Origin of the sequence: Collinsella sp. LCP21S3_A9 (assembly GCF_052118785.1) — a bacterium.
Taxonomy (GTDB): Bacteria; Actinomycetota; Coriobacteriia; order Coriobacteriales; family Coriobacteriaceae; genus Collinsella.
Genome location: NZ_JBQKGN010000033.1, coordinates 1 through 6660 on the forward strand (window position 1 = coordinate 1; position 6660 = coordinate 6660).

General features: G+C 61.9%; 4 protein-coding genes. 1 reads left to right on the forward strand and 3 read right to left on the reverse strand.

Annotation, left to right across the window (positions count from 1 at the left end; translation table 11 throughout):
* Window positions 1-445 precede the first annotated feature (445 nt).
* The 3 genes from ACTQ05_RS09175 to ACTQ05_RS09185 are packed head-to-tail and all read right to left on the reverse strand — an operon-like array spanning window position 446 to window position 4788.
* Window positions 446-2623, reverse strand: a complete 2178-nt coding sequence (locus tag ACTQ05_RS09175; RefSeq protein ID WP_441538927.1) for a MurT ligase domain-containing protein — start codon at window positions 2621-2623, stop codon at window positions 446-448.
* Window positions 2624-2668: 45 nt separating this feature from the next.
* On the reverse strand, window positions 2669-3712 hold the full coding sequence (locus ACTQ05_RS09180; RefSeq protein ID WP_427794487.1) for a hypothetical protein: 1044 nt from the start codon (window positions 3710-3712) through the stop codon (window positions 2669-2671).
* Window positions 3712-4788 (reverse strand): hypothetical protein, encoded by a 1077-nt coding sequence (locus tag ACTQ05_RS09185; protein WP_154517956.1) that lies wholly within the window; start codon window positions 4786-4788, stop codon window positions 3712-3714. The genes ACTQ05_RS09180 and ACTQ05_RS09185 overlap by 1 nt, the downstream gene beginning before the upstream one ends.
* Before the next feature lie 500 nt (window positions 4789-5288).
* On the opposite strand from ACTQ05_RS09185, the gene ACTQ05_RS09190 reads away from it, so the two are divergent.
* Window positions 5289-6503 (forward strand): iron-containing alcohol dehydrogenase, encoded by a 1215-nt coding sequence (locus ACTQ05_RS09190; protein ID WP_117794788.1) that lies wholly within the window; start codon window positions 5289-5291, stop codon window positions 6501-6503.
* Window positions 6504-6660: the final 157 nt, after the last annotated feature.

The following is a 6660-nucleotide window of genomic DNA, read 5'->3' on the forward strand; positions in this document are numbered from 1 at the left end:
AGACGGACCGACCGTCCGGCTGAGTCTGGGAAGAGGTGCCGGGCGGCGGGCGGAGCATGGCCACCGGACCCATCGAAACACATCTCCACCATTCCTTCAACTGGGAAAATGCCGCCCCCGGGTCCCGGATAGGACCTCGGGGGCGTTCGGTTAACTGCGGGAGCGAGCCATCAGCTCAATGTGTTCGGTTGAGATCGGAAATCAACCCACCACACAGGAGCTGGCCCTCTCCCCCCGATCTTCAAAAATCTCAATCTATAACATCTGGGCGGGTAAATCGGCCTTATCTGTTACAGATTGAGACAAAATGCAGGCGTCGGGACGAACGTCTCAATCTGTAACAGTAAGACGACCTTTGGTGGTCTAGATGTTACAGATTGAGACAAACCGCTGGGACGGGTCAAAACCACCACAAAGATGCCTGTCCCTTTGTGGTGGCGGGGCGTTAGGGGAGGAGCTTCATGGCGGCGTCGTGGGCGGCGTGCTCGTAGGTGTCGTCGAGGGGCTTGAGCGGCAGCAGGGCGGCGGCCTGTGCATCGCCACGGCGCTCAAGGGCATGGGCGATGAGCCAGTCGGCGAGCTCGGGGTTCTTGGGCAGTGCCGGTCCGTGTAGGTACGTGCCGATGACGCCCTTGTAGATGAGGCCCTCAAAGCCATCGTCGCCGTTGTTGCCGGTGCCCGTGACGACAGATGTTCCGAGCGGCGTGGCCTCTGTATCGAGCAGGGTGCGGCCGCCGTGGTTCTCGAACCCCACAAAGGGCTCGGGTGCCAGGTCGGTCTTGACGGCGACGTTGCCTATCAGGCGGTCGGAGCCGCGCACGGTCTCGGCGGCGATGACACCTAGACCCTCGATGCGATTCTCGCCCATATAGTACGAACGACCGAGCAGCTGATAGCTGCCGCAGATAGCGAGCAACGAGCCGCCGTCCTCAACATATGTCGCAACCTTGTCCTTTTGAGCGAGCAGCTCGTGTGCCACAGCCAACTGATCGCGGTCGGCACCGCCGCCCATCATGACGATGTCGGCGTCGGTAAGATCGAGCGTCTCGCCCATGCGGACCTCGTCCACGCGCGCGGGAATGCCGCGCCAGGCGCAGCGGCGCTCGAGGGCGATGACGTTGCCGCCGTCGCCATAGAGGTTGAGGGCATCGGGATACAGATAGACGATACGCAGCGGGCGCGGAAGCTCGACCGGCGCAATATCGGTGGGGACGGCGCTGCCATCGGTGCGTGTTACGGCGCAGGAGGCAACCGAGCTCGCATCGGCGTCTTTAAGTCCGTCGAGCTCTTTGACCAGCGGCGGGAATGCCGTGTAATTGGCGACGGCGTAGAAGGTGTCATCGGCGGCCTCATCTGCCACGGCGCCGATCGCCTGCTCGATATTCGAGATGATGGCGGCGTCGATGCCGGCGTACTTCAGGCGCACCTGCATGTCGTGCGCGCGCGTACCCCCGGCAAAGGCGACAAGCCCTGGGGTATCGGCGATGCGCTCGAAGTCGACGTCGTAGATCCACGAGACATCGTGGCCGTCGGCGTCGTTGTCATTCAGGAAGAAGGCGCAGAGCCTGCCGCCTGCCGTTTTAATGGACTGGATCTGGCGATCGAAGCCCACGGGATTTTTGGCCAGGTTTGCCTCGACGGTACGGCCGGCAATCTCCCAGCGGCCCATGCGTCCGCCGGCGGGGACGTAGGCATCGAGCGTGGGCTGCAGATGCGCTGCGTCCACGCCCAACTCACGCGCCGCAAAGAAGGCGGCGGCAACGTTGTAGACCATGTACAGGCCGTTGTAGCGCGTGGCGATGTGCGTTGCGGGCGCTTTTGCCTCGGGTCCAAAGGTCAGGTCAAAGCCGTAGCCGTCGCAGCCGAGCTCAACGCCTGTCACGCGACGGACCAGCGCGGGGCGACTCCAACCGCACGAAGGACAATGATAGGCGCCGAGCTGGCCGTACTGCACATAGTCGTACTCCAGCGGCGCGTTGCATTGCGAGCAAAAACGCGAGTCGCTAATGCGATCGGACTCGGTGCCCGTGGCGCCGTCGATACCAAAGGCGATGCTCATATTGGGGACGCGTGCGGCGATCGAGGCGCAGAGCGGGTCGTCGGCGTTATAGATGAGCGTCGTTGCCGGCGAAAGCTCCAACGCGTGGGCTATGACGTCCTGGGTGTGGTCGATCTCGCCGTAGCGGTCCAGCTGGTCGCGGAACAGGTTGAGCAGCACAAAGTAGGTCGGCTTGAGCTTGGGCAAGACGCGCACCGTGTAGAGCTCGTCGCACTCAAAGACGCCTACGCGCTTGCCGCTGCCGGCACGCTTAAGATCGCTGCGGCCCTCGAGCAGGGCACCCACCACGCCCGGCTCCATGTTGTTGCCCGCGCGGTTGCATACCACGGTGGCGCCGCTGGCGGCAACGGCGTCGGCGATGAGGTTGGAGGTGGTGGTCTTACCGTTGGTGCCGGTGACCACCACGCTGCGGTCGACAAGGCTCGCGAGGTCGCTTAGCAGCTCGGGGTCGATCTTCATGGCGATGCGGCCGGGGAGTACGCCGCCCTGGCGCTTAAGGATGGAGCGCAGCCCCCAGCGGGCAATATCGCTCGAAGTGCAGGCGAGAGATGAGCGGAAGTTCATGAAGCCGTTCCTAACGTGAATGACATGGTCGTGGCGATCGTGCCGTTAAAAGCCATAACGGCGCGCAAATTCCTGGGCAAGCTGCGATACGTCTTCGCAAGCGTTGGCCCAGGGGGCAAAGTCGGGGGTATCCGAGATGATACCGTCGGCCTCCCAAACTGCCTGGTGCGAAAGGTCCCAGGGGTCGTGCGGCTCGGGCCGGCAGGGAAGGTACGGCGTCTGATACATGGGGTTCAGCAAAAAGAACGCGCCACCCTCGCAGCGGTTGGCAAACTCACGCAGGGCGCGTGTCGCCGGGCGCATCTTGTTTGTTTTGAACAGCAGGATCGTGCGGGCGAGTAGGTACCAGGGGGAGTTCTCGAGGGCATCGGCCCCCATCTGCTCCTCGAGCTGGTGGGCCAGGGCAAAAAAGCCGTCCTCGTCTTCCAGACGAGCGAGGGCGAGTAGCACGGTGCCGGCAGCTCGGGTGGGATAGCCTTCCGCCTTAAGAACACGGCGAGAATAGTTGACGGCAGCACGGTAGCGAGCGCTCGCCATGCACAGCTGCGAGATGGCCTCGAGCGTGTGGAGCCACCCGATAAGCGCCGGCTCGCTCACGGTGAGATCGGCCGCCGTCACGCCGTCTGCCAGCACCTTGTTGGCCCAGTAGTGCGGAGCCTCCATGTCGAATCCGGGCACGCTTTGCCGTAGGTAATCGGCTGTGGTCGCCTCGAGCTTCATCAGGTCGCCCAGGCAGGCGTCGACGGGCGTGTCCGCCAAAATGATGGCAAGCAGCTGGGCATCGAAGACATACGCATCGACGCGGACGATCTTGAGCAGCTCATCGCGCATATCGTCGAACAGGCGGTTGCGCGTCTGCTCAAACTCCTCATCGCTGCCCATATCCTCGATACGATGGAGCTCGTCGAGCAGGTGGCGGTGAACACCGGCATAGGAAAGCAGTGCCTGGGCATGCTCGGTCTGCGCATACTTATGGGGGTTGACGCTCACGTCGTTATGGACAAGATCGCGTGCTGCATCGGTGAGTTCGGGGTGCGACGCAACGTAGGCGCGCTCCAGGTAGGCGGGGATGTAGACGCTCGGATCCATTAGAGGTCTCCTCCCTTAAACGGCAAGCCCTGCTCGGCCGCCCGCAGGATGCGCTCGTCGATCTGGGAACGCACGATATCGTTGGTGGCGACCCAGGCGGCAAAGCTGGCGTTGTCGGGGGCGCCCAAGCCCTCCTGCAGTACCGGCGTCGCTTCGGACAGCGCAAGGACAAGCTCGTCGGTGGAGCCCACGCCCACGTTGACGCGGGCATAGACGCCATCGGGAAACTCGGTTTGAAAGTAAAGCGCCTCGGCTGCGTGCGGGCACGAGCGCGCAAGGATGCGCAAGTAGTGTTCGGCGCCCTCGTAGTCCAGCTCGCGCCAGGCAGCGCTCATCAGCGCGATGAGCGTCCACGGGTCTAAGTCGCGCTCCGCGTCCTTGGGACGACGGCGCAGCGGCGTGTTGGCGAGATAGGGGACGGAGTGGGCAGAGCGAAAGCGTTTGAGCTCCTCGGCGGGGTATTCGAGTTTTGCCATGGCGAGCATCGCAGTGTGGCGGACACCGGCCGGATCGTTGGGGGCAAAGTCCAGGCTGCGGTTTGCGGTTTCGAGCGACAGGCGGTAACGGCCGCTAATGAGGGCGCGCGACGCAAGGGCGGCAAGCCAGCGCAGGTAGGGGCGGCGTGTAAGGTCGCCTGCGGCCTCGCGCTCGTAGGGGTCCTGCGCCGAGGCGATCTTGAGTGCCAGGTCGTGCTCGACTTCATCGCGCTTGGATACCAAGTACTGTACGTACTCCTCGTTGGAGTTAGCGGTGAGGGCGGTCAACATGCGCTGAGCGTCCCAGTTGGTCGGGTCGAGTGCGGCTGCCTCGCGAAGCATGTTTTCGGCAGCGGTCTCTTCTTGCTCTGCCTGGGTATCGTCAGGGATAAAGGGAATGCGGTAGTCGACAGCCTCGACCACCTTGGCAATCAGATGTCCGGCGCGGTCGCGGTCGTGCACGATGAGCGGCGCGGGGTTGCGGGTGAATTGTTCCATCAGACGCTCTACGGCAGGGCCGTCGGTGAGCGGGATATTGTCGCGGCGCAAGGCCTCAAGAACGAGGCGATGGCAATCTTCTTGAATGGGATCGAATGCCATGGGGCCTCCTTTGCTGCGGTTAGGGTTCAAATGTCTCTATATAAAGTTCTAGTTTACCCGCATGAGGCACATTGGGAGTGCCGCACTTGGACATGCACCTTTGCACCACGAAGACGGATGTCGCACAAATGTCGGAACCTTGGACGACCGAGTGGTATCACGGTGCCGCAAACGGTCGATTTTTGGCGGCGAACGGTGTGTCTTTTGGAGGGGCACAGTCCTGACCTGGATATGTGGTCAACCTTGATAAAACGTTTGCCCAGCTTGGGAGTATGAATGCCGCATAAGGGTCTTCAGGGATAGAAAAAACGTTTCATCATTGTCGACTTTCGGTAAATAACTGACCAACCAGAACGGTAAAATACTATTTGTCTGAGCGTTGAGACGTTTAGACATCACGCATTGTCATCGCCGGCAACGCGCAAAACGGTCCTAACGGAGCCAATCGGGTGCTCCGTTATATACGCAAGTCTAAGAGGGGCTTGTTTAGGAGGCACAGTATGGGACGTTTTACCAATCCTCGCGATCTGTACTTTGGTGAGGGCGCTCGCCACGAGGTGAAGAACCTCAAGGGCAGCAAGGCCATCATCGTGACCGGCGGCGGCTCCATGCGCCGCGGCGGTTTTTTGCAGGACGTCGAGGCCGACCTCAAGGAGGCCGGTTTCGAGGTCAAGCTGTTCGAGGGCGTCGAGTCCGATCCGTCCGTCGAGACGGTCATGAAGGGCGCCGAGGCCATGACCGAGTTCCAGCCCGACTGGATTATCGCCATTGGCGGTGGCTCGCCCATCGATGCCGCTAAGGCTATGTGGCTGTTCTACGAGTATCCCGAGGAGACCTTCGAGGAGGCGGTCGTCCCGTTCTCCTTCCCGGAGCTCCGTCAGAAGGCTCACTTCTGCGCCATCTCCTCTACCTCCGGCACCGCTACCGAGGTCACCGCGTTCTCCGTCATCACCGACTACGCCAAGGGCATCAAGTACCCGCTGGCCGACTTCAACATCACCCCTGATGTCGCCATCGTCGACCCCGAGCTCACCTACACCATGCCCGCCAAGCTGTGCGCTCACACCGGTATGGACGCTCTGACTCACGCCATCGAGGCCTACGTCTCCACCGCTGGTTCCATGTACACCGACGCCAACGCCCTGCATGCTATCCGCGAGATCGTCGAGTGGCTGCCCAAGTCCTATCAGGGCGATCATGAGGCCCGCCAGCACATGCACGACGCCCAGTGCATCGCCGGCATCGCCTTCTCCTCGGGTCTGCTGGGCATTGTCCACTCCATGGCTCACAAGACCGGTGCCGCCTTTGAGGGCGACCACATCATCCACGGTTGCGCCAACGCCATGTACCTGGGCAAGGTCATCCAGTTCAACGCCAAGGACGCTCGCGCCAAGAGCCGCTACGCCTTCATCGCCAAGGAGATCCTGCACCTCGCCGGCGAGACCGAGGACGAGCTGGTCGAGGCTCTGGTCCAGGAGATTCGCGACCTCAACGACAAGCTTGACATACCGCAGGGCATCAAGAACTACGGTGCCAAGGGCGTGAAGGCCGACGAGTCCATCATCGATTACGATGAGTTCGAGGCTAAGAAGCACGACGTTGCCGCCAACGCCATCCTCGACGCCTGCACGGGCTCCAACCCGCGCCAGCCGTCTCAGGAGGAGATGGAGCAGCTGCTCGAGTGCGTCTACACCGACACCCCGGTCACGTTCTAATCGGCACACATTGTTCTGATAAGGGTCTCGCGCTCTGTGCGCGGGACCCTTTTAATATGAGAAAGCCATTGTCAATAGGCGTGTTTGTTCGAGCCCGGTTTTAAACCGGGCTTTTTCGTTTCCCGTCGGGAGGGCCCGCGCACGCTGCACGTTTAGT

Excerpts from the sequence above, each read along its gene's own strand:
- ACTQ05_RS09175 (WP_441538927.1), bottom strand. The coding sequence starts at position 2,623 with ATGAACTTCCGCTCATCTCTCGCCTGCACTTCGAGCGATATTGCCCGC.
- ACTQ05_RS09180 (WP_427794487.1), bottom strand. The coding sequence starts at position 3,712 with ATGGATCCGAGCGTCTACATCCCCGCCTACCTGGAGCGCGCCTACGTT.
- ACTQ05_RS09185 (WP_154517956.1), bottom strand. The coding sequence starts at position 4,788 with ATGGCATTCGATCCCATTCAAGAAGATTGCCATCGCCTCGTTCTTGAG.
- ACTQ05_RS09190 (WP_117794788.1), top strand. The coding sequence starts at position 5,289 with ATGGGACGTTTTACCAATCCTCGCGATCTGTACTTTGGTGAGGGCGCT.